At 68.1% G+C, this 20635-nt stretch carries 22 protein-coding genes; 13 read left to right on the top strand and 9 right to left on the bottom strand.

Going from position 1 to position 20635, the window contains the following annotated elements:
- Positions 1-22: 22 nt before the first annotated feature.
- On the top strand, positions 23-2509 hold the full coding sequence (locus tag F614_RS0110410; protein ID WP_018879721.1) for a glycogen/starch/alpha-glucan phosphorylase: 2487 nt from the start codon (positions 23-25) through the stop codon (positions 2507-2509).
- Positions 2510-2536: 27 nt separating this feature from the next.
- Here F614_RS0110410 and cysQ read toward each other — a convergent pair whose 3' ends face one another.
- The 3 genes from cysQ to F614_RS0110395 all read right to left on the bottom strand — a co-directional run bounded on the left by cysQ (position 2537) and on the right by F614_RS0110395 (position 4731).
- A complete protein-coding gene (cysQ, locus tag F614_RS0110405) occupies positions 2537-3370 on the bottom strand; it encodes a 3'(2'),5'-bisphosphate nucleotidase CysQ (RefSeq protein WP_018878486.1) in 834 nt (277 codons plus the stop codon).
- An 85-nt stretch (positions 3371-3455) separates the two neighbouring features.
- Positions 3456-4001 carry an ADP compounds hydrolase NudE gene (gene nudE / locus F614_RS0110400; RefSeq protein WP_018879722.1) on the bottom strand — a complete coding sequence of 182 codons (546 nt, stop codon included), beginning with the start codon at positions 3999-4001 and terminating at the stop codon, positions 3456-3458.
- Positions 4002-4017: 16 nt separating this feature from the next.
- Entirely contained in the window at positions 4018-4731 is a 714-nt protein-coding gene (locus F614_RS0110395) for an alpha/beta hydrolase (protein ID WP_081601992.1), read from the bottom strand.
- A 32-nt stretch (positions 4732-4763) separates the two neighbouring features.
- Here F614_RS0110395 and F614_RS0110390 point away from each other — a divergent pair, with 32 nt between their 5' ends.
- A complete protein-coding gene (locus tag F614_RS0110390) occupies positions 4764-5504 on the top strand; it encodes an HAD family hydrolase (protein WP_051080443.1) in 741 nt (246 codons plus the stop codon).
- Here F614_RS0110390 and F614_RS0110385 read toward each other — a convergent pair.
- Both F614_RS0110385 and F614_RS0110380 read right to left on the bottom strand, forming a co-directional pair.
- Positions 5497-5736, bottom strand: a complete 240-nt coding sequence (locus tag F614_RS0110385; RefSeq protein WP_018876886.1) for a hypothetical protein — start codon at positions 5734-5736, stop codon at positions 5497-5499. The genes F614_RS0110390 and F614_RS0110385 overlap by 8 nt on opposite strands.
- Positions 5733-6374, bottom strand: a complete 642-nt coding sequence (locus tag F614_RS0110380; protein ID WP_018881586.1) for a 7-cyano-7-deazaguanine synthase — start codon at positions 6372-6374, stop codon at positions 5733-5735. Before F614_RS0110380 ends, F614_RS0110385 begins: the two co-directional genes overlap by 4 nt.
- Positions 6375-6417: 43 nt before the next feature.
- On the opposite strand from F614_RS0110380, the gene F614_RS0110375 reads away from it, so the two are divergent.
- Both F614_RS0110375 and F614_RS0110370 read left to right on the top strand, forming a co-directional pair.
- Entirely contained in the window at positions 6418-6879 is a 462-nt protein-coding gene (locus tag F614_RS0110375; protein ID WP_018866706.1) for a TerB family tellurite resistance protein, read from the top strand.
- Between the two features lie 311 nt (positions 6880-7190).
- Positions 7191-7853 carry a sulfite exporter TauE/SafE family protein gene (locus F614_RS0110370; protein ID WP_018876885.1) on the top strand — a complete coding sequence of 221 codons (663 nt, stop codon included), beginning with the start codon at positions 7191-7193 and terminating at the stop codon, positions 7851-7853.
- Between the two features lie 45 nt (positions 7854-7898).
- Here the strand turns inward: F614_RS0110370 and F614_RS0110365 are convergent, their stop codons facing one another.
- From F614_RS0110365 to ppsA, 4 genes are all read right to left on the bottom strand, one after another.
- On the bottom strand, positions 7899-8351 hold the full coding sequence (locus tag F614_RS0110365; RefSeq protein WP_018866704.1) for a DUF4426 domain-containing protein: 453 nt from the start codon (positions 8349-8351) through the stop codon (positions 7899-7901).
- Positions 8352-8490: 139 nt separating this feature from the next.
- A complete protein-coding gene (locus F614_RS0110360) occupies positions 8491-9054 on the bottom strand; it encodes a YggT family protein (protein WP_018866703.1) in 564 nt (187 codons plus the stop codon).
- A 100-nt stretch (positions 9055-9154) separates the two neighbouring features.
- Complete coding sequence (locus F614_RS0110355) at positions 9155-9985, bottom strand: pyruvate, water dikinase regulatory protein (protein WP_018866702.1); 831 nt, start codon at positions 9983-9985, stop codon at positions 9155-9157.
- A complete protein-coding gene (gene ppsA, locus F614_RS0110350) occupies positions 9978-12350 on the bottom strand; it encodes a phosphoenolpyruvate synthase (protein ID WP_019558855.1) in 2373 nt (790 codons plus the stop codon). Before ppsA ends, F614_RS0110355 begins: the two co-directional genes overlap by 8 nt.
- Positions 12351-12473: 123 nt before the next feature.
- Between ppsA and F614_RS14000 the strand changes: the two genes are divergently transcribed.
- From F614_RS14000 to F614_RS0110305, 9 genes are all read left to right on the top strand, one after another.
- Complete coding sequence (locus F614_RS14000; RefSeq protein WP_019583378.1) at positions 12474-13022, top strand: ATP-dependent zinc protease; 549 nt, start codon at positions 12474-12476, stop codon at positions 13020-13022.
- Positions 13019-14554, top strand: coding sequence for an inactive transglutaminase family protein (locus F614_RS0110340; protein ID WP_019558854.1), 1536 nt, complete (start codon positions 13019-13021; stop codon positions 14552-14554). The genes F614_RS14000 and F614_RS0110340 overlap by 4 nt, the downstream gene beginning before the upstream one ends.
- Positions 14554-15582, top strand: a complete 1029-nt coding sequence (locus F614_RS0110335; protein WP_018881857.1) for an alpha-L-glutamate ligase-like protein — start codon at positions 14554-14556, stop codon at positions 15580-15582. Before F614_RS0110340 ends, F614_RS0110335 begins: the two co-directional genes overlap by 1 nt.
- Positions 15583-15631: 49 nt before the next feature.
- Positions 15632-16114 (top strand): Fur family transcriptional regulator, encoded by a 483-nt coding sequence (locus F614_RS0110330; protein ID WP_018866697.1) that lies wholly within the window; start codon positions 15632-15634, stop codon positions 16112-16114.
- 39 nt (positions 16115-16153) lie between these two features.
- Positions 16154-16681 carry a DNA-deoxyinosine glycosylase gene (locus F614_RS0110325; RefSeq protein WP_038037346.1) on the top strand — a complete coding sequence of 176 codons (528 nt, stop codon included), beginning with the start codon at positions 16154-16156 and terminating at the stop codon, positions 16679-16681.
- Between the two features lie 134 nt (positions 16682-16815).
- Positions 16816-18117 carry a TonB-dependent receptor gene (locus tag F614_RS0110320; RefSeq protein WP_018878496.1) on the top strand — a complete coding sequence of 434 codons (1302 nt, stop codon included), beginning with the start codon at positions 16816-16818 and terminating at the stop codon, positions 18115-18117.
- A gap of 107 nt (positions 18118-18224) precedes the next feature.
- Positions 18225-19151, top strand: coding sequence for a metal ABC transporter substrate-binding protein (locus F614_RS0110315; protein WP_019558852.1), 927 nt, complete (start codon positions 18225-18227; stop codon positions 19149-19151).
- Between the two features lie 91 nt (positions 19152-19242).
- Positions 19243-19842, top strand: coding sequence for an ATP-binding cassette domain-containing protein (locus F614_RS0110310; RefSeq protein ID WP_026329849.1), 600 nt, complete (start codon positions 19243-19245; stop codon positions 19840-19842).
- Positions 19832-20602, top strand: a complete 771-nt coding sequence (locus F614_RS0110305; protein WP_019558850.1) for a metal ABC transporter permease — start codon at positions 19832-19834, stop codon at positions 20600-20602. The genes F614_RS0110310 and F614_RS0110305 overlap by 11 nt, the downstream gene beginning before the upstream one ends.
- The last annotated feature ends 33 nt before the right edge of the window (positions 20603-20635 follow it).

Below are 20635 nucleotides of genomic sequence, written 5' to 3'. Positions count from 1 at the left end.
CCCCTTTCTGGAGATCCGCCCGATGGCCGCCCCCGAAGTGACCCACCTGCCCAACCTTCCCAACGATGTGGAGGGTCTGCGGCAGTCGATCCGCGATGCCGTGGTCCGCGTGGTCGGCGAGGACCCGCGCCAGGCCACCGAACGCGACTGGATGGAGGCCCTGGCCTTCGCCATCCGCGAACGCATGGTGGAGCGCCGCCTGCTGACCCGCCGGCAGTTCGCCGACGAGGACGTCAAGCGCGTCTACTACCTGTCGCTGGAATACCTGATCGGGCGCATGCTCGAGGCCAACCTGCGCAACATGGGCATCCTCGAGCCGGCCCGCCAGGCCATGGCCGATCTCGGCGTCGACCTCGACACCATTCTGGACCTCGAAGACGACGCGGCCCTGGGCAATGGCGGGCTGGGGCGCCTGGCCGCCTGCATCCTGGAATCCCTGGCGACCCAGGGCTACCCCGGCTACGGCTACGGCATCCGCTACGAGTTCGGCATGTTCCGCCAGCAGTTCGAGCCCTACCATCAGGTGGAACACCCGGACAACTGGCTGCGCTACGGCAACCCCTGGGAGTTCCCGCGCTCGGACCGCAAGTATCCGATCCACTTCTACGGCTACGTGGTCGAGCACCATCACCCCGATGGCTCCACCCGCTACACTTGGGAGGACGGCGAGGAAGTCCTGGCCATGGCCTACGACTACCCCACCGCGGGCTATGGCCGGCGCAACGTGAACAACCTGCGCCTTTGGGCGGCCAAGGCCACCCGCGACTTCGACCTGCGCTATTTCAATGAAGGCGACTACATCCGCGCGGTCGCGGACAAGGCGGAGTCGGAGACCATCTCGATGGTCCTGTACCCCAACGACGCCACCGCGATCGGCAAGGAACTGCGCCTGAAACAGGAGTACTTCTTCGTCTCGGCCTCGCTGCAGGACATCATGGAGCGCCATCTGGCTCTGGACTACAGCCTCGACGCCCTGCCCGACAAGGTCGCGATCCAGCTGAACGATACCCACCCGGCGATCGCCGTCGCGGAGCTGATGCGCCTGCTGATGGACGAGCACGAGCTGCCCTGGGAACGCGCCTGGGAACTGACCCGGCGCACCTTCGCCTACACCAATCACACCCTGATGCCCGAGGCCCTGGAGACCTGGCCGGTGGAGCTGATGGAACGCGTACTGCCACGCCACATGGGGATCATCTACCAGATCAACCATGGCTTCCTGGAGGAGGTACGCCACCGCTATCCGGGCGACAACGACCGCCTGGCGCGGCTGTCCATCATCGACGAGGAACACGGCCGCCGGGTCCGCATGGCCCACCTCGCGGTGGTGGGTTCGCACCGCGTCAACGGCGTGGCGGCGCTGCACACCCAGTTGCTGCAGGAGACCCTGTTCGAGGACTTCTACAACCTGTGGCCGGAGCGCTTCGTGAATGTCACCAACGGGGTGACCCCGCGCCTGTGGATGATCCAGTCCAACCCCGCGCTCACCGAACTGCTGGGCCAGCGCATCGGCGACGACTGGCAGTACGACCTGGATCGCCTGCGCGCGCTGGAACCCTACGCCCACGACGCCGACCTGCAGAAGGCCTTCATGGACGTGAAGCGCGCGAACAAGCAGCGCCTGGCGGACCTGGTGCGCGAGCGCACCGGCGTGGAGCTGAACCCGGACGTCATGTTCGACGTGCAGATCAAGCGCATCCACGAGTACAAGCGCCAGCTGCTGAAACTCCTGCACGTGGTGGACCTGTACCGCCGCATCCGCGCCGGCGAGGACATCCCGCCGCGCGTGGTGCTGTTCGGCGGCAAGGCCGCGCCGGGTTATGCCCGGGCCAAGGGCATCATCCAGGTGATCAACGAGGTCGCCGACATCGTCAACCATGACCCGGCCATCGGCGACCGCCTGAAGTGCGTGTTCTTCCCCAACTACGAGGTCAGTTCGGCGAGCATCATCATCCCGGCGGCGGATGTCTCCGAGCAGATCTCCACCGCCGGCTTCGAGGCCTCCGGGACCGGCAACATGAAGCTGGCGCTCAACGGCGCCCTGACCATCGGCACCCTGGACGGTGCCAACATCGAGATCCGGGACGCGGTGGGCGAGGACTCCATCTTCATCTTCGGCATGACCGCCGACGAGGTCGTCGAGCACCGCCGCCACGGCCCGCCCCCGGAGGCCATACTGGCCGGCCAGCCGGGCCTCGCCGCCGCAGTCGAGATGATCGAGTCCGGGTTCTTCACCTGCAACGACCCGGGCACCCACGCCGACCTCGGTCGCTACCTGCGCCAGGAAGATCCCTTCTTCGTGATCGCCGACTATGCGGCCTACGCCGAGGCCTGCGCGCGGGCGGACACCCTGTACGCCGACCGCGCCGCCTGGGCCGAGGCCGCCATCCTGAATGTCGCACGCATGGGGTATTTCTCGATCGACCGCACGGTGCGCGACTACGCCCGCGAGATCTGGGACATCACGCCGGAGCCGGTCGCCCCGTCGCGCACCAACGGCGCCGCCTGACGCGGCGGCGCGCGCTTAGAGTTTCCCTCAGGCCTCCGGCAATCCCAGGCGGCGCAGCCAGCCGTCGGGGTTGCCGGCGCACACCAGAAACTCGGGGTTCAACAGGCTCTCGCGCGTGTTGTAGCGAAGCTCCTGGCCCTGGAGGTCGGTCACCCGGCCGCCGGCCGCCCGCACCACCGCATGGGCCGCCGCGGTATCCCATTCGCTGGTGGGCCCCAGGCGCGGATAGATATCGGCGGCGCCCTCGGCCACCAGGCACAGCTTCATCGAGCTGCCCATGCTGACCAGCTCGTGCGGGCCCAGCCGGTCCAGCGCGAGCTTCAGGCGTTCCGCCCCGTGTGAACGGCTGCCCGCCACCACGGGATGATCCGTGCCGATGCGCTCGCTGGCGACCGCAATCGTGCGCGGGGCCTGGTCTTCGTCCCGCCGGATCGCCACCCCGTCGCGGTGCCCGGCATACAGCCGCTTGAGCACCGGACACCAGACCACGCCCAGGACCGGCTCGTGGTTGTGAATCAGCGCCACGTTCACGGTGAACTCGCCATTGCGCTTCACGAACTCGCGGGTCCCGTCGAGGGGATCGATCAACCAGTAGGTCGGCCACTGCCGACGCCGCGCGAAGGGCACGTCCTGCCCCTCCTCGGACAACACCGGCCAGTCCGGGTCGATATCCGACAGCCCGCCGACCAGGATACGGTGGGCGGCCAGATCCGCCTCGGTCAGCGGCGAGTGGTCGGCCTTCTCGGTGACCGCGAAACGGGTCTCGTAGAGCTCGAGAATGGCGTGGCCGGCCGCGTCGGCCAGGCTCGAGACCTCGTGCATCAGGGCAGTCAGGGCCGCATCCTTCGGCGGAGCATGCATGGGGAACTCCCGTTTTCCCGGAACATTCCCCCTAGCTTGGCAGGGTTGCGGCCCCGGGGGAACACCGGCGCGCGCCAGGAGGCCTCTATCCGTCGAGGTAGTCGCGCACCATGTACAGGGCGGCAATGGAACGCGCCTCGGTCAGGTCCTCGCGTGCAACCAGCTCCGTCAGGCGGTCCAGCGACCAGGGCACCACCTCGATCGCCTCCGGCTCGTCGCCCTCCGCGGTCTCGGGGTAGAGATCCTCGGCCAGCACCAGATGCGTCTGGTGGGCCATGTAGCCGGGCGCCACGGTCAGCGCGCCCAGGTGGGTCAGGCGGTGTCCGGCATGCCCCACCTCCTCCATGATCTCCCGGTTGGCGGCGGCCAGGATGTCCTCGCCCGCCTCCATCCGTCCCTTGGGCAGACCCAGCTCGTAGCGGTGGGTGCCCGCGGCGTATTCGCGGATCAGGAGGATTGTCCGGTCGGCCTGCACCGGGGCGATGATCACCGCACCATGGCCGCGGCTGACCAGGCGCTCAAAGCAGGTGCGCGCGCCATTGCTGAACTCGAGGTCCAGCTCTTCCACCTCGAACAGGCGACTGCTGGCGACCGTGCGTCGCCCCTGGACATCCGGCTTGTCTCGGCTCATGCGCCCTCCCGGGCGGTCAGTGGCTGTTGCGCAGACGCACCAGGGTCCGCAGTTCGCCCTCGAACAGGGTGTCGAACATGAACCCGTGATCGGAGGTCACCACCTCGAACCCGTCCTGCTCGGCCGGCTCGGTCTCCGCCAGGCGTAGATCCAGATCACCCCAGCTCACGGCCATGGTGACGCGCATCGGGAAATAGCCGTCGAGGAAGCGGCGAACGAACGGGCCGTTCTCCAGGCGATAGACGCCGTCCCCCTCGTGCTCGACGATCTTCATGCGCGCGGTCACACAGACCTCGGCGTCCTTCTCCACCCCGCGCAGATCCACACGATCGCCCTCGGCGCGCGCGGATTCGATGTTGCGGGTGGACTCGACCTGGAGTTCGTCGATGGTCGCCTCATTGTACACAATGACCATGCGCCGAATGGCCGCCACATCGTTGTGGCACTGGCGCAGATCGGCCCATCCGTCCTCCAGGGAGGAGGCCGTGATGCGGATCTGATTCTGGTGGTGATGCGGCGTCCGGTCCGGCTCCTCCAGCAGGAACGTCAGCTCCGGACTGGTCGTCTGGGTCTGGTCCGGGGAGACCGTCTCGCCCCACAGGGCATCATCCTCAAGCGGATCGTAGTCCGGATCATCCGGGTCCATCGCCAGGGTGGGGCCCGGCAGGGCCAGAAGCGCGGCAAGAAGGGGCGCGGGCAGAAACCGCACCTGGGGTACCATGAGAGCCATAACCAATCCCCTCGATCATGTGGCCGTCTGCTGTGGACCCGAAAAACCCCGAAAAAAATCCGCACGCCCCCGCGCTCGCCGTGGACTGGAGTCGCATCGACACCGTGCTGTTCGACATGGACGGCACGCTGCTCGACCTGCACTTCGACAACCGCTTCTGGCGCGAGCTGATCCCGCGGGAGTACACCCGCTGCCAGCCGGACGACCCGGAATGCGCACGCCGCCGCCTGGAGGACGAGATGCAGCGGGTGCGCGGCAAGCTGGAATGGTACTGCGTGGATCACTGGACGCGCTTCACCGGGCTGGACATCCTGGGCCTGAAACGCGAACTGGCCCATCATATCGCCCTGAAACCGCATGCCAATGCGTTGCTGGCCGCCCTTGAACGTGCCGGCCGGCGGCGGGTGCTGGTGACCAATGCCCATCCGCAGGTCTACGCCTTCAAGCACCAGCTCACCCGCATCGGCGACCATCTGGACACCATCGTCTCCGCCCACGATCTGGATTGCGCGAAGGAAGAGGCCGCGTTCTGGGAGCGCCTGCAGCGGGTCGCCCCCCATGACCCGGAGCGCACCCTGCTGGTGGACGACAACCTGCTGGCGCTGGCGAGCGCCGCCGGGGCGGGTATCGCAGAGCTGCGCGGCATGCGATACCCGGACGAGCGCGGCGAGCCCATGCACTCGGAGGACTTCGTGCTGCTGGAGTCGCTCGCGGACCTGATGTCCGGCCTGCCCGCCACGAGAGACAGGGCCGGCGATTCGGCGGCTACTTGACCGGGGTCGGCAGGTTGCGGATCAGGTCCAGGCGGATCTGCACCGGCCGGCCTTCGCACTCACCATCCAGCCAGTGATAACCATCCGCCTCGCGCACTTCGCGGGGCGTTACCTTGCCCCACCAGGCTTGACTGGAACCGGGCTCGGCCCAGTTCAGTTGCAGGGTTTCGCCGGTGAGGATGGCGATCTCCAGACGCTCGGAGACATGGCGGGGAATGGCGGCATCGGTCATCGGGGTGCTTCGCGGTAGTCGGTCGGGTCGGGGATGCCGGCCGCGGCGAACGCGGCGCGCCGGGCCTGGCACTGCGGGCAGCGCCCGCAGTGGCGCGATTGTGCCAGAAGGCAGCTCCAGGTGCGGCGCCAGTCGATCCCCAGCGGATCCGTCGTGGCGATGATTTCCGCCTTCGACTGCTCGATCAGCGGCGCCTCGACCTGCAGATGCGGGACCAGGGTCCCGGCCAGCGCCGAGACCTGCTGCACGAACCCGGGCTGCGAACCCGGCCCATGCCCCTGATCCTCGCGGTTCAGGGCCAAAAGGATACGCCCGGCACCGTGGTGTTCGGCCAGGTTGACCGCCAGCGCCAGCACCAGCAGATTGCGCTGGGGCAACGGCACATGCCCGACCCAGTCGTTGCGCCGGGTGAAGGCCGCGCGCAGGGACTGCAGGTCCAGCGCGACGGGCGTCGCGCCGTAGACCCCGGCCAGATGCTCCACCGCCGCCCATTCGCGGGCCGCATTGCGCTGGCCATAGTCGACCCAGACGGCGCGCAGCACCTGGCCGGCTGCATGGCACTGCGCCAGCAGGGCGCTGCTCTCGATGCCGCCGGAGAGCAGGAGGAGATCGGGGGATTCGGGCCGAACGGATTCCATTCGGGCACCATACCGCACAGCGCGAGTAGACGGAGACCACGCGGTGATTGAACAACTACGCAGCCACTGGCAGCGCCTGCTGGGCGCCGAACGCAGCGATCGCGCCGAGGGCGATCCCGAACAGCGCCTGCAGCGCGCCGCCGCGGCCCTGATCATGGAAGTCTGCCGCGCCGACTTCGAACTGCGCGCGGAGGAGCTCGAATCGGTACGTGGCAGCCTGATCGAGTTGTTCCGCCTGGACAACGATACCGCCGATGCGCTGCTGGAGATCGCGCAGGAGGAGAGCGACGCGCTGATCTCCATCCACCCGATGGTGCGCGAGGTCAATGCGGCCTTCGATGCCGAGCAGAAGGCCGACATACTGCGCGCCCTGTGGCGCGCCGCCTGGGCCAACCGCGACCTGCACAAACGTCAGGAGGCGGTCATCCGGCACCTCGCGGACCTGCTCTACGTGCCGCACGCCACCTTCATCCGGACCAAGCACGAGGTCCTAGGGAAACACTGATTCATGTACACGCTCGCGTTGGCACCCCAGGTTCTTCGAGACAAGGCGCGTCGTGCAGCGGGTAGTGGTTCTACCCGCAAGCGGCGCAACGCCGTATCGGGGAACCTGGGGTGCCAACCCCACAAACCATTCAATGCAGGGGCTCGGCCGCTTTTGCGCGCGCACAGCGTTGCGGTTCCCTTGTGCAGAATGACTGCACGGCAGTCACCGCGCCTTGTTCGCACGCAAAAGCGACTCGAGCGCGAGCGTATACATCAAGCAGTGTTTCCCTGGGCGATGCGGCCGATCCGGACTGATCGGGGAGTTCGCTGATGGGTGACCCGGGCACCCTGCTGGCCGCGCTGGCGGTGGGCATCCTCGGCGGCGTGCACTGCCTGGGGATGTGCGGCGGCATCGTCGGCGCGATCTCCATGGGCCACGGTCGCCGCGGGCCGGGGCTGGACCTGCTGCTGGCCTACAACCTCGGGCGCATGGCGAGCTATGTCGTTGCCGGGGCCCTGGCCGGGTGGCTGGGAGCCAGTCTGCTGGGCGGCCTGCCGGCCGGTCAGGCGATCCTGCAGAGCTTCGCCGCGGTCTTCCTGATCCTGCTCGGGTTCTATCTCGCCGGCTGGTGGCCGATCCTCGCGCGCCTGGAACAGGCCGGCGGGGTGCTGTGGCGGCGCATCGAACCGCTGGGGCGGCGCTTCCTGCCAGTGCGCCACGCCGGGCAGGCCCTGGTGGTCGGCGGGCTGTGGGGCTGGCTGCCCTGCGGGCTGGTGTACAGCGTGCTGGCCTGGTCACTGGGCGCCGGCGGGGCCCTGGAGGGCGCCGCGCTGATGGGTGCCTTTGCCCTGGGCACGCTGCCCAATCTGCTGCTGATGGGGGTGTTCGCCGCACGCCTGGCGGCCTTCGTGCGCCGCCCCTGGGTCCGCCGGATCGCCGGCGGCGGGGTCGCGCTGTACGGGGTCTGGATGCTGCTGAGTGTGGCGATGTGATCCCCCGCCCGGGCGGGGGATCATTCTGAAGGCCCCGGGCGGGGCTCAGTCCACGAAAAAGTCGCGCGAGAAGCGCACCGGCAGCACGCGTTCGCTGCCCGCCGGGGCGACATCGATCGCGAAGTCGAGGGTCTCGCCGCTGCGAACCGTCACCTCCGACAGGAAGTAGATGGCATCACCATCCTGGATCTCGCGGAAACGCAGGTTGCGCATCTGGTCGTTCATGTTGGTGGCCGACCCGGTGACCTCGGCGGAGACCGCCTGCAGACCGTTATCGCCCCGCTCCATCACGCTGACGTTGACCATCGCCCGGTTGGAACTGCGCCGCACGTCATAGGCCCGCGCGACCTCCGGCGACAGGAAGGTGGTGTTGATCACGTTGTAGTGGACGACGTAATTGTCGAACTCCGCCTCGTTGGCGGATGCGATCGAGCTGCCGAGAGCGACCGCCGCCAAAGCGACGAGAAAGCCGGTAAAGACCCGATGCACTCTTGCCATGGCTGACTCCTTTGCCTGATGGGGAAAGCGGGGCCCTGCGGAGACAGGCTCTCAGGTACCCCTGTCTTCGAGTCTAGCCGCTTTTGCTGCGATTGAAACCGGGGGTGGCGGCGCGCGTGCCGACCCCCGCTCGGCGGATTCAGAAAGAGCGGACGATAATCAGCAGGATATAGAGCCCGACCAGGGCAATCATCGGCGAAAAATCGATCGCACCGGTGTTCGGCAGGGCCCGGCGCAGCGGGCCGAGGATGGGACGGTTCACCGCGCCGGCCAGGCGCATGATGGGGTTGTTGGCGGCGCCGCCGCCCCCGGCCTGGATCCAGCTCATCACCACCTCGACGATCAGCGCGATGATGAAGACCCAGATCACGGTGGTCAGCAGCTCGCGGATCGCCACGGCCAGGATGAGCCCGAGCCCCACGTCCACGCCAACGATGAGCACGCGCAACCAGATCTCGATGAACTTGAGCACGATCATCAGCACGATCGCGGCGAGATCGACCCGCCCCACGGACGGAATCACCGGCCGCAGCACCCGCAGCGGCGGATCGGTCAGCATCACGATGGTCTGCGAGATCGGGTTGTAGTAGTCGGCCCGCACCAGGCCGAAGATCGTCCGCAGGATCAGCAGGATGATGTAGATCCCGAAGACAACGCTGACGAGGAAGATGGCGATCTCTTGTCCGGTTCCGGCGGCGGGCATGCGGGCTCCTTGCGGTGCAGCGAGTTAACCGCGCCCATTCTCCGGCAAGCCCGACGGGATGCCAAGCTGTGACGCGTCCGCTGCGGCTTGCCGGCGCGGCTCAGCCGCCGCGGCGGGCATCCATGCAGTCGCGCACCCGGGTGGCGATCTCCTCGATCGACAGCTCGGTCACGTCCAGGTGCGGGATCCGCCAGGTATCGAAGAACTCCTGGATCGCCACGCATTCCGCCCGGCACTGCGCCAGACTCGCGTAGCGGCTGTCGGGGCGGCGCCCCTCGCGAATCTGCGCCAGGCGCTGTGGCGTGATGGTCAGGCCAACCAGTCGACCGCCGAGCCCCCGCAGACCTTCGGGCATGTGCGGGATATCGCCCTGGTGCAGGTCCTCCGGGACCAGCGGGTAGTTGGCGGCAAAAAGGGCGTAGTTCATCGCCAGATAGAGACTGGTGGGTGTCTTGCCGGAACGCGAGGCCCCCAGCAGCACGACGTCGGCGACCGACAGATCCTGAGTGGCCAGGCCATCATCATGGGCCAGGGTGTAGTTCAGCGCCTCGATGCGGCGGTCGTAGCGGCTGACGTCGCCCATGCCATGGGCCCGTCCGGACACAGACTGCGACGCGACCCCCAGCAGGCCCTCCAGTCGCTCCACCTGCTCGCCGAAGACATCGATCACCGGCACCGGGCAATGGCGCAGGTCGGCCCGCAGGTCGGCATTCGCCAGGGTAGCGACCACCAGGGCCGGCTGCGGACCGGCCTCGGCCCGGGCGAACACGCCGGCCAGGCGGCCGGGGGTCTGCACGAATGGCAGTCGGTGCCAGGCCGGGTCGACATCCGGAAACTGGGTGAACAGCGAGCGCGCCAGCGTCTCCGCGGTGATCCCGGTCCCGTCCGAAACCAGGTAGACCTGCGGGCACTGGGCGGCGGCATCAGCCATTACCGGGCTCCCGCCCCTGTGCGAGCTGTTCCCAGGTGGACAACAGCGAATCGGGGTTCAGCGACAGCGACTCGATGCCCTCGTTCATCAGCCAGGCCGCCAGCTCCGGATAGTCGGACGGGGCCTGGCCGCAGATACCGACGTACTTGTCGGCGCGACGGGCGGCCCGGATGGCCATACTCAGAAGCGCCTTCACCGCATCGTCGCGCTCGTCGAACGACTCCGCCACCAGTCCGGAGTCGCGGTCCACTCCCAGGGTCAGCTGGGTCAGATCGTTGGAGCCGATGGAGAAGCCGTCGAAATGCTCGAGAAAACGCGCCGCCAGCAGCGCGTTGGAGGGGATCTCGCACATCATCACGACCTTCAGGCCGTTCTCGCCGCGGCGCAGCCCCTCCTCGTCCAGCACCCGGATCACGTCCTCGGCCTCGGTCAGGGTGCGCACGAACGGGACCATGATCTGCACGTTGTCCAGGCCCATGTCGTCGCGCACCCGCCGCAGGGCCTCGCACTCCATCGCGAAGGCCGGACGGAAGGTCTCCGAGCGGTAGCGCGAAGCCCCGCGAAAGCCGAGCATGGGGTTTTCTTCCTGCGGCTCGTAGCCGCGCCCCCCGATCAGGTGGGCGTACTCGTTGGACTTGAAGTCGGACAACCGCACGATCACCGGCTCCGGCGCGAAGGCCGCCGCCAGCGTCGCGATGCCCTCGGACAGCTTGCGCACAAAGAACTCGCGCGGGCCGTCGTCGAACCCGCGCAGACGCTCGGCAATGCGCTCCTGGACCTCGGGGTCCAGGCGGCCCGGGTCCTCGGCGTAGTCCAGAAGCGCCAGCGGGTGCACCCCGATGGTGCCGTTGATGATGAACTCCAGCCGCGCCAGGCCGATCCCGGCATGCGGAAGCTGCGAGAAGGCATAGGCACGACCCGGGTTGGCCACGTTCAGCATCAGTTTGACCGGCAGCTTCGGCAGTTCGCCGATGTCGGTCTTCTTCACCGTGTACTCGAGTGTGCCCGGATACACGTGACCATCATCCCCCTCGGCGCAGGAGACGGTCGCCTGCATCCCGTCGGAGAGCACCTCGGTCGCATTGCCGCAGCCCACTACCGCCGGGATGCCCATCTCGCGGGCGATGATCGCCGCGTGGCAGGTACGCCCGCCGCGGTTGGTGACGATCGCGGCGGAGCGCTTCATGATCGGTTCCCAGTCGGGATCGGTCATGTCCGCGACCAGGATGTCGCCCTCCTCCATGGTGTGCATGGCATCCGGGGAATCCAGCACGCGCACCACGCCGGCCCCGATCTTCGCGCCGATCGCCCGGCCCGTAACCAGCGGCTCCGCCTCGTGCGGCGCCAGTTCGTAGCGCTCGCCCGCGCCCAACTCGACGCGACTCTCCACGGTCTCCGGGCGCGCCTGCACGATAAACAGCTCGCCGGTCTCTCCGTCCTGCGCCCACTCGATGTCCATCGGCCGGCCGTAGTGCTGCTCGATCGCCACCGCAAAGCGCCCGAGCTGCTCGGCGTCGGCATCCGACAGGCAGAAGCGCTGGCGCAGGTCCTCCGGGGTGTCCTCGGTGCGCGTGCCATCCCCGGTCAGCACCATGCGCACCGCCTTGGTGCCGAGGGTGCGGCCGATGATGGCGCGCTTGCCGGCCGCCAGCGCCGGCTTGTAGACCTGATACTCGTCGGGATTCACCGCGCCCTGCACCACCGTCTCGCCGAGGCCCCAGGCCCCGGTAATGAACACCGCATCACGAAAGCCGCTCTCGGTATCCAGCGTGAAGATCACGCCGCTGGCGCCGACGTCGGAGCGCACCATGCGCTGGATACCGGCCGACAGCGCGACTTCGTCATGAGCGAAACCGTTGTGCACGCGATAGGCAATGGCGCGGTCGTTGTACAGGCTGGCGAAACACTCGCGCAGCCGCTGCAGCAGGGCGTCGATGCCGCGCACATTGAGAAAGGTCTCCTGCTGTCCGGCGAACGAGGCCTCGGGCAGGTCCTCGGCGGTCGCCGAGGAGCGCACCGCTACCGGGACCTCGTCCCCCAGTTGCGCGTAGTGTTCGCGCACCGCCTGTTCCAGCTCGGCCGGCAGTTCGGCCTGCTCGATCCAGCCGCGCACCTCGCGCCCGGCGGCGCGCAGCGCCTCGATGTCGTCGATATCCAGATCCGCCAGGCGCGCCTTGATCCGTTCATCCAGACTATCCTTCGCCAGCAGGGCGCGATAGGCATCCGCGGTGGTGGCAAACCCGCCCGGCACGCGCACCCCGGCCGCGCCCAGCTGTCCGAGCAGCTCCCCCAGAGACGCATTCTTGCCGCCCACCTTCGCGACATCGTTCATGGTCAGGTCGGCGAGATCGACTACCCAGTGCATGGCGACTCCTGGACTGCGGTGACCGGCCGGCACGAAGACGGCCGCGGGTTTGTGAACCCCTTAACAGGGGTGAACCACTATGATCAGCTAGAATTCGATGTTTTGTAACCTTCAGGAGACTGCGTGACTGCCCCAGCCGCCCGTCGTTCCAGCTTAACCCACTCCATCCTGCCGACCATGCTGCTCGGCTTGGCGTTCCTCGCGCAATCCGCCGCGGCCCACGAATCGGGCCCGTCCATGGCCATCCTGGGCACGGTGGAGGACATACAGATCGTCGAGGAAGACGTCGTACTGGAGGCACGCATGGACACGGGTGCGACCTCCTCCTCCCTGAACGCGCTGAACAAGGAACGCTTCGAAAAGGACGGCGAGGACTGGATCCGCTTCGAGATCATCGATCCGGAAGACGAGGACGCCCGCATCACCCTCGAGCGCCCGATCGAACGGATCGTCCGTATCCGGCGCCACAGCGGCGAGTCGCAGGAGCGCCCGGTCGTGCGCATGGAGTTCTGCATTGGCAACCAGCTCCTGACCGCCGACACCAGCCTGATCGACCGCACGGCACTGACCTATCAGGCCCTGATCGGTCGCAGCCACATGGCCGGCCATATCCTGGTCGATTCCGGCGAGAAACACCTGCGCGCGCCCGACTGCGCGGCGGATGACCAGTGAAGCGCTTTCACCTGCCGATCCTGATCGTGCTGCTGAGCGCGGTCGGGCTCGGGGTCTTCGCCTACAAGGTCAGCGCACTGGGCATGCCCCTGCAGCCGGATGCCACCGCCGAGACCTGGCAGGTGGAGGCGCGGGTGCGCTATCAGCCCACCGGCGGCGCAGCCACGGTGGAACTGCGCATCCCGCATCGCCTGCCCAATTTCTCGATCCTGGACGAAGGCTTCGTCTCGCGCGGCTACGGCCTGAACTCCATTACCCAGGCCGAGGATCGCCTGGCCCAGTGGACCACCCGCCAGCCACGCGGTGAACAGGTTCTCTACTACCGCGCCACGCTCTATCGCGACGGCAACGACCGCTCCGAGTCGGAGTACCCCGGGCCGGTGGCCGTGCCCGACTGGACCGAGCCCTTCCGTTCCGCCGCCGAAGCCCTGATCGACGACGTGCGCGGCCGTTCCTCGGATATCCAGAGCTTTGCCTCGGTGCTGGTCAATGACCTCGCCAACGCCGCCCCCGCATCCAACGCGGCGGTGTTCATCGAGAGCGACGACAACCGCACGCGCCGCACCGAGACCCTGATCGAACTGCTGGCCACCGCGCGGATCCCCGCGCGCCAGGTGACGGCCCTCCGGCTGGTCGATGGCCGCCGCGACATCGAGCCGCAGACCTGGCTGGAGGTCCACAACACCCGGCGCTGGGTCCCCATCGACCCGGAGACCGGCGAGATCGAGTATCCCGCGGACGTAGTCGTCTGGTCGCACGGCAGCGCCCCGCTGCTCGAGGTATCCAATGGCGAGGCCGCCGAGGTCCGGTTCGCGGTGTCGCGCGGGGTCCAGGATGCCCTGGCGACCATCCAGCGCTTCGGCGACACCCTGGACACCCGCATCCTCGACTTCTCCACCCTGAACCTGCCGCTGGGCACGCAGAACACCTACCGCGTGCTGCTGATGGTGCCCCTGGGTGCGATGATCATCGTGTTCCTGCGCAACGTGATCGGCATCCAGACCTTCGGCACCTTCATGCCGGTGCTGATCGCGCTGTCCTTCCGCGAAACCCAGCTGCTGGCCGGGATCATCCTGTTCACCCTGATCGTCGCACTGGGCCTGGCCGTGCGCTTCTACCTGGAGCACCTGCGGCTGCTCCTGGTGCCCCGTCTGGCGGCGGTCGTCAGCGTGGTCATCATGCTGATGCTCGGGATCAGCGTGCTGTCGCATCAGCTGGGCTTCGAACGGGCCCTGGCGCTGTCGCTGTTCCCCATGGTCATCCTCGCCATGACCATCGAGCGCATGTCGGTCGTATGGGAGGAGCACGGGCCGGCCGACGCCATTACCCAGGGCATCGGCAGCCTGGTCGTGGCGGCCGCCGCCTACGGCCTGATGGCCAACCGGCAGCTGGAGCACCTGCTGTTCGTGTTCCCGGAACTGCTGCTGGTGCTGCTGGCCGTGACCCTGCTGCTCGGGCGTTACACCGGCTACCGCCTGACGGAACTGTTCCGCTTCGGCCGTATCCAGGACGCGATGCGGAGGCCCGACTGATGCCGGCCTGGTTCCCGCGCTTCGTGCGCCCGAAGCTGCTGAAGGAACAGGGCATCGTGGGCATGAACGCCCGCAATGCCCGCTACATCGCGGCCTGGAACTCCCGGCGCTTCTACCCGCGGGTGGACGACAAGCTGCAGACCAAAAAACTGGCGCTGGATGCCGGCTTGTCAGTGCCCGATCTCTACGGGGTCGTGCGCACCCACCGCCAGATCCGCGACGTACGCCGCCAGCTGCGGGACTACGAAGACGGCTTTGTGATCAAGCCAGCGCATGGCGCCGCGGGCGACGGCATCCTGGTGATCGAGGGCTGGCGCGGCGACCGGCCGCGGCGGGCGGGCGGCCGCGCCATGGAGCTGAGCGAGCTGGACGACCACATCTCCAACATCCTGTCAGGGATGTACAGCCTGGGCGGGCGCCCGGACGTCGCCATGATCGAACAGCGGGTGCGTTTTTCCTCGGTGTTCGACGCGGTCTCGCACCGGGGCGTGCCGGACATCCGCACGGTCGTCTATCGCGGCTACCCGGTCATGGCGATGATGCGCCTGCCGACCCAGGACTCCGACGGCAAGGCCAACCTGCACCAGGGCGCGGTCGGCACGGGCATCGACCTGGGCTCCGGCCGGACCATCGGCGGGGTGCGCTACAACAAGCCCTGCCGCGAACACCCTGACAGCGAGCAGAGCATCGTCGGTCTGCAGATTCCTGACTGGGGCCAGCTGATGGAGCTCGCCGCGGGCTGCTTCGAGCTGAGCCAGCTCGGCTACCTGGGAGTGGACGTGGTCATCGACGCCGACCGCGGACCGCTGATCCTGGAGCTCAATGCTCGCCCGGGGCTCGCCATCCAGATCGCCAATGGCGAGGGCCTGGACCACCGGATCACCGCCGTGGACGCGCACATGGTGGCGCGCGAGACCGAACCGGCGGCCGACCGCGCCCGCTGGTCCGCCGAGATCTTCGCCCGTCCCAACGCCACGCGCCCCGAACAGCCCGACCCGGAGCCCGCGGCCGATGCCGAACCCGCCTGATGCCCGGGGCGGTTACGGACGCGATGAGTGTTTGGGCTATGCTAGGCGCATGACTGCCGCCGCCGAGACCCAGACGCCGGACATCGAACAGGCCCTTGCCGACGCCGAACGCGTCTGTGCCCGCCAGGGTGCGCGCCTGACCGAGCAGCGCCGGCGCATCCTCGAACAGATCCTGCGCACCGAGGGCGTGATCAAGGCCTACGACCTGATCCACGCCCTGTCCTCCGACGATCACAGCATCAAGCCGCCGACGGTCTACCGCACCCTGGCCTTCCTGCTGGAGCAGGGGCTGATCCACCGCATCGAGAGCCTCAATGGATTCGTCGCCTGCTCGCATCCCGGGGAGCGCCACGAATCCGCGCTGATGATCTGCGACGGCTGCGGCCAGATCACCGAGTTCCACACCCCGGAACCGGCCAGCCGCGCACTGGAAGAGGAGGCCGAGGTACAGGACTTCGCTATCGAGTCGCGCATGGTGGAACTGCACGGCCAGTGCGGCGACTGCCGTCGGAGTCAGCAGGACCGCGCCTGACACCGCCCCACCCTCTCAGCCCGCTTGCTCCACCTTCCTGTGACCGCTGGCTCAGCCACCCTTGAAGCGTTCCCACCGATCCTGCGAGCGGATACCCGACTGGTCGTGCTGGGTAGCTTTCCCGGCGTGGCGTCGCTGGAGGCCCGGGCCTACTACGCCCACCCGCGCAACCAGTTCTGGCCCATTGCCGGGCAGATCCTCGGCGAACCCTTCCCGGAGTTGGACTACCCGGAGCGCATCCAGCGCCTGCTCGACCACGGCGTGGGCCTCTGGGACGTCTACGGGGCCTGCTCGCGCGAGGGGAGCCTGGACAGCGCCATCCGCGAACCGGTCCCCAACGATCTGGCCCGCCTGACCCGCGAGGCCCCGGGCCTGCGCGTGATCATCCACAACGGCGCCGAGAGCGCGCGGCGCATCCGCGAGACCCGCGCCCTGGGCGTCGAGGCCCTGCGGCTGCCCTCCACCAGCCCCGCCAATGCCCGCCTGAGCCTGACCGAAAAGCTGGAGCCCTGGCGCGCGGCGTTCGCCCGCGCGGGCCTCCCCCGAGACCGATCCGCCACAAACTGACTGGCTGGAACGGGGTTGAATCCAGGGGTGTTATTGTATAACGTTCATGTCTTGACGTTACGCTATAACAACTCACCTCCATCGGCGGACCCACTGATCCTGGCTGCAGTCTGCCGTGCAACAAGGAGATCGACATGTCCCGCGCCCCATACGCCCGCCCCGTCCTTGCCGGACTCACCGCCCTGACCCTCGCCGCCCCCGGGGCCGCTGCCGCGCAATGGAGCGCCCAGTCCGAAGACCGTTCCTGGGGTCTGGACGTTTCGCTGATCCTGGAAGGCGTCTACTACAACGAACTCTCGCACGGGATCGACGAACCCGCCGGCTTCGACGATGGCCACGACCACGGCCATGGTCACGACCACGGACACGATCATGGCTTCGACGACGGATTCAACCTGGGCCACAGCGAGCTGGTCTTCCAGGCCAACCTGGGCGACCTGTTCGACGGCGTGCTGATGCTCGGCTTCGACGACAGCGACATCGAAGTCGAAGAGGCCTACCTGACTACCCGCGCCCTGCCCGGCGGCTTCCAGATCAAGGCCGGTAAGTTCCTGTCCGATATCGGGTACATCAACAGCCGCCACGGCCACGACTGGGACTTCGTCGACCGTCCGCTGGTAAACGAGTACATCTTCGGCGACCACGGCCTCCAGGAAACCGGCGTCCAGGCCACCTGGGTCGCACCGACCGAGGCCTACACCCAACTCGGGGTGGAACTGCTGCAGGGCGAAACCAGCGGGATCGCCAACTACGAGGGTAGTCAGTCGGCGCTCAACGGTCAGGAACGCATTCTTCGGGACCGCTCCGGCCCGCGCCTGGTCACCGCCTTCGCCAAGTTCGGCCCGGATCTTGGCCCTGACCACGCCGCGCAGTTCGGCGTCTCCGGTGGCTACGCCCGCAGCTATCAGGTGACGGACGAGCACTCCACCCGCTTCGAGGACTGGGACGGCAGCGCCTGGTTCGCCGGCCTGGATGCCGTCTACAAGTACAGCGCCGGGCGCGCCTACGGCCATGGCGACTGGCGGCTGCAGGGCGAGTACTTCTACCGCGAAATCGACGTCGACCGCCGTGACGTGAACTTCGAGGCAGACGGCAATGGCCCCGTGGGTTTCGTGCGCAACGAGCAAAGCTTCAAGAACAAGCAGGACGGTATCTACGTCCAGGGCGTCTACGGCTTTGCCCCGCGCTGGGAGGCCGGTCTTCGCGCCGAGGCCCTTGGCCTGACCAACGACGTCGGCCGCGGCGACGGCGACTCCTTCGGTACCTCCTATCGCCACTCCGCCCAGGTCACTTTCCGCCCGGTGGAGCCGGTGTTCCTGCGCGCCCAGCTGTCGCAGAATGACTTCATCGATGACGACGGCCACCGCGACCGCGGGCTGGAGTTCATGCTGCAGCTGAACGTGGCCCTCGGCGCCCACGGCGCCCATCGCTTCTGATGCCCACTCGCGCGGGCCCGCCCGGGCCCGCTCGCTTCCGCCCGTGTCGGCCAATCCGGCCGGCATCGGTACCGTGCTAGCACACCATATCCCCCAAGGAGTCCCGCATGTTCTTTCGCAAGACTCGCACCCGCAGCACCCGGTGGCTGATTTCCATCGCCGCCCTTACCCTGACCGCGCTGGTCCTGGCGCCCGCCCAGGCCGCGGCCGGTCTTAACGTCGTCGCCACCACCTCCAGCCTCGGCGCCCTGGCCCGCGAAATTGGCGGCGACCAGGCCGAAGTCCGCGTACTCGCGCCACCGGACCGTGATGCACACTATCTCGATGCCCGCCCCAGCTTCATGGCGGCCCTGCGCCGAGCCGACATGCTGCTGGAACTCGGCGCCGGCCTGGAAGAGGGCTGGCTGCCGGCCGCGCAGCGGGGTGCCAGCAACCGTGCCATCAATTCCGGGCAGCCGGGGCACTTCCGAGCTGCGGACATGATCGAGCTGCGCCGCTCCATCACCATGGATGGCCCGAACATGGGGCACGTGCATGAAGAGGGGAACCCGCACTTCAACGCCGACCCGCTGCGCATGGCCGAACTCGCCCTCGCGCTGGGCCAGCGCATGGGCGAACTGCGTCCGGACCATGCCGACAGCTTCATGGAGCGAGCGGAACGCACCGCCGACCGCCTGCGCGCGCACGCCGAGGCACTGGCCGAGCAGGTCATGCCGGAGCAGCGCATCGTGGTCTACCACGAGGACCTCGACTATCTGGAAGAGTGGCTGCCGGTCGAGATCGTCGGCTACCTGGAGCCGGCCCCGGGCATCCCGCCCACCGCGCGCCACCTGCGCAGCCTGGTCAGTGATCTCGAAGGCACCGAGGGCACCGTCCTGTACGCCGAATTCCAGCCGCCGCGCGGCGCCGAATTCCTCGAACGCAACCTGGGCTGGCCGAGCCATGCGGTCCCTCTGGATCCGCCGGCCGACTCCAGCCTGGATGGGTACCTGGACCTGATGACCACCTGGGCGCAAACGCTGCCCCAACGCTAACCCAGGGCGAAACATCTTCCTCACGATCGGGCCCGGAAAATGCTTTCCGGGCCCGATATCATTCAGGCTCCTCCAACGATTTCGAGTCCGCATGCCCCCTCAAACCGCCCTGCACGCACAGGCCGCACACCTCGGCTTTGATCGTCCGGTGCTGGGCCCGCTATCCCTCAAGGTACCCACAGGGGCCCGATGGGCCTTGACCGGCCCGAACGGCATCGGCAAGTCGCTGCTGCTGAAGGCCGTGACCGGCCAGGCTCGGGTCCACGCAGGCACCCTGCAGCTTGGCCCCGCGACGCGTGTCAGCCTGCTGGCGCAGGACCACCCCCGGCGGGACCCCTGGCCCTTGTGCGGTCACGACTGGTTCCGGGCGATGGGCGCCACCCCGCCCGATCAACCCCGGGTGCAGGCCTTGCTGGATCGTCGCCTCGACCGCCTGAGTGGCGGCCAGTGGCAGTTGCTGCGCCTGGCCGCGGCCCTGTACAGCAGCACCGACCGGCCACCGGGGGAACGCCTGGTCCTTCTGGACGAGCCCGCCAACCACCTCGACGCCGAGGTGCGCGGCGATGCGGTCGACCTGATTGCCTCCCTCCCGGCCGCTACGACACTGGTGATGACCAGCCACGACGACGAGTTCCTGCAGGCCGTCGGGGTCGAGAGCCATCCATTGACGGACTACCTCGATGCTCGGTGACCTGCTGTTCGAACCGTTTGTCTCCGGACTGCTGATCACAGGCGTCCTCGCCCTGGCCGGGGCCGGCCTGTTCCTGCGCGGGTCGGTCTGGCAGGCCCTGGCGCTCGGGCAGTGGGCCGCGGCCGGGGGCGTCCTGGCGTCGGTCGTGCACTGGCCGGTACTGCCCGTGGCCCTGGCACTCGGTGCCGCAGTGATGGCCCTTTTGCAACGCAGCCCCGACCGCGAGCGCCTGCCGCTGGCCGTTTTTCTGGCCGGACTGGCGGCGGTGACATTGCTGGCCGCCAATTTCGCGCAGGCCAGCCTCGCCGCAGCCGCCTGGGCCGAGGGCCAGCTGTATTTCGCCGGCCCTCGCGAACTATGGGCGGTGGTCGCGCTCGGGTTAGCCAGCCTCGTGCTCGCGCCCGGGCTGTACCACGTCTGGCGACACGCGCAGCTCGCGCCCGACGTCCCCGCCACGCGCAGCCCGCATGCGTGGCTGCGCCTCTCGGAGATCGCCTGGCTGGTGGCCGCGGTGGTGCTGGGCAGCATGGTGCTGGGGCTGCCCGCCGCCCTCGCCACGCTGCTCCTGCCCGCCTGGGGTGCCGCCTATCTCGCACGCAATCTGCGCGGATTGTTCCTGTGGGCCCAGACCCTGGCCCTCGCGGGCTTCCTGATCGCCTGGAGCGTCAGCCTGCCGCTGGACCAGCCCTTCGCGCCGGTACTCGTCCTGGTCAACACGGCGCTGGCCCTGGGCGCCCGATTCGCTGCGCGGCGCCCGTAAAGCCGTCTCGGACCCGACGAACGGAGAGTCTCG

This window comes from Thioalkalivibrio sp. ALE12, from assembly GCF_000381105.1.
Taxonomy (GTDB): Bacteria; Pseudomonadota; Gammaproteobacteria; order Ectothiorhodospirales; family Ectothiorhodospiraceae; genus Thioalkalivibrio.
Note: the sequence above shows the minus strand (reverse complement) of the source record. Positions and strands in the feature narration are given on the sequence as shown.

Coding starts and splice junctions, on each gene's coding strand:
- F614_RS0110305 (WP_019558850.1), top strand. CDS start 19,832: ATGCTCGGTGACCTGCTGTTCGAACCGTTTGTCTCCGGACTGCTGATC.
- F614_RS0110360 (WP_018866703.1), bottom strand. CDS start 9,054: ATGCCCGCCGCCGGAACCGGACAAGAGATCGCCATCTTCCTCGTCAGC.
- F614_RS0110315 (WP_019558852.1), top strand. CDS start 18,225: ATGTTCTTTCGCAAGACTCGCACCCGCAGCACCCGGTGGCTGATTTCC.
- F614_RS0110330 (WP_018866697.1), top strand. CDS start 15,632: ATGACTGCCGCCGCCGAGACCCAGACGCCGGACATCGAACAGGCCCTT.
- cysQ (WP_018878486.1), bottom strand. CDS start 3,370: ATGCATGCTCCGCCGAAGGATGCGGCCCTGACTGCCCTGATGCACGAG.
- F614_RS0110370 (WP_018876885.1), top strand. CDS start 7,191: ATGGGTGACCCGGGCACCCTGCTGGCCGCGCTGGCGGTGGGCATCCTC.
- F614_RS0110395 (WP_081601992.1), bottom strand. CDS start 4,731: ATGGCTCTCATGGTACCCCAGGTGCGGTTTCTGCCCGCGCCCCTTCTT.
- F614_RS0110380 (WP_018881586.1), bottom strand. CDS start 6,374: ATGGAATCCGTTCGGCCCGAATCCCCCGATCTCCTCCTGCTCTCCGGC.
- F614_RS0110310 (WP_026329849.1), top strand. CDS start 19,243: ATGCCCCCTCAAACCGCCCTGCACGCACAGGCCGCACACCTCGGCTTT.
- ppsA (WP_019558855.1), bottom strand. CDS start 12,350: ATGCACTGGGTAGTCGATCTCGCCGACCTGACCATGAACGATGTCGCG.
- F614_RS0110335 (WP_018881857.1), top strand. CDS start 14,554: ATGCCGGCCTGGTTCCCGCGCTTCGTGCGCCCGAAGCTGCTGAAGGAA.
- F614_RS0110385 (WP_018876886.1), bottom strand. CDS start 5,736: ATGACCGATGCCGCCATTCCCCGCCATGTCTCCGAGCGTCTGGAGATC.
- F614_RS0110355 (WP_018866702.1), bottom strand. CDS start 9,985: ATGGCTGATGCCGCCGCCCAGTGCCCGCAGGTCTACCTGGTTTCGGAC.
- F614_RS0110320 (WP_018878496.1), top strand. CDS start 16,816: ATGTCCCGCGCCCCATACGCCCGCCCCGTCCTTGCCGGACTCACCGCC.
- F614_RS0110410 (WP_018879721.1), top strand. CDS start 23: ATGGCCGCCCCCGAAGTGACCCACCTGCCCAACCTTCCCAACGATGTG.
- F614_RS0110365 (WP_018866704.1), bottom strand. CDS start 8,351: ATGGCAAGAGTGCATCGGGTCTTTACCGGCTTTCTCGTCGCTTTGGCG.
- nudE (WP_018879722.1), bottom strand. CDS start 4,001: ATGAGCCGAGACAAGCCGGATGTCCAGGGGCGACGCACGGTCGCCAGC.